The organism is Oleiphilus sp. HI0043, from assembly GCF_001634935.1.
Map to the genome: position 1 here is coordinate 1 of NZ_LWEY01000288.1, position 794 is coordinate 794.

Consider the following 794-nt stretch of genomic DNA (forward strand, 5'->3'; position numbering starts at 1 on the left):
CACTGATATCACCGTCAATTACATCACTAGCAGTTGCGCCAGCGTCTGTATATAAAGTGCCTTGCTCATGATTAACTGTAGTACTACCGGTAATAGTGATGAGTGGAGCGCTTCGGTCTGCAACGATAATGTCTCGTGTTACGGTTGTCGCAGCATTGCTTTGTGAATCCGTCACATCATAACTGAGTGTATAAGTTCCAGCGGTATTTGAGTCGACTGAGCCTGTGATGACAATACTAGATGAAAGGTCTCCGTCTGCGGCATCTATTGCAGTGGCACCAGGGTCGGTAGAGGTAGTTTGCAGCTCGTGTAAAATGGGGTTGTCGCCAAGTAGCGTGATGGCCGGCACTCCGGTATCGACAACATTAATTGTACGAACTACCGTCGTTGCAGCGTTTCCTGCCGAGTCGCTGACATTATAGGAAAGTGTATAAGTGCCAATTGTGTTTGGGTCAACCGAGCCAGATACGCCAATATCGGCACTAACATCGCCGTCTATAATATCGGATGCTGTTGCACCAGGGTCAACGAATATGGTGCCTACTTCATGATCCAAAGGGTTTGCGCTAAGTAAGCTTATTACCGGTGCTGTGCGGTCAGCAACGTCAACAACTCTGCTGATTGGTGCGCCTGCATTGCCCGCGGCATCACTTACGTTATAAGTGATGATATATACACCGGCGGTATCACTATCTACTGTATCTCCGCCGACTACAATACTCGTAGTGATGTCTCCATCGGTATTGTCATTTGCGCTTGCGCCAGCATCTGTATAGGGGGTTCGTAATTCATGC

At 48.2% G+C, this 794-nt stretch carries 1 protein-coding gene; it reads right to left on the bottom strand.

The annotated features are described in order from the left end of the window. The coding region (locus tag A3729_RS04165; RefSeq protein ID WP_156497643.1) for a DUF5011 domain-containing protein at window positions 1-794 on the bottom strand (794 nt) is incomplete at both ends.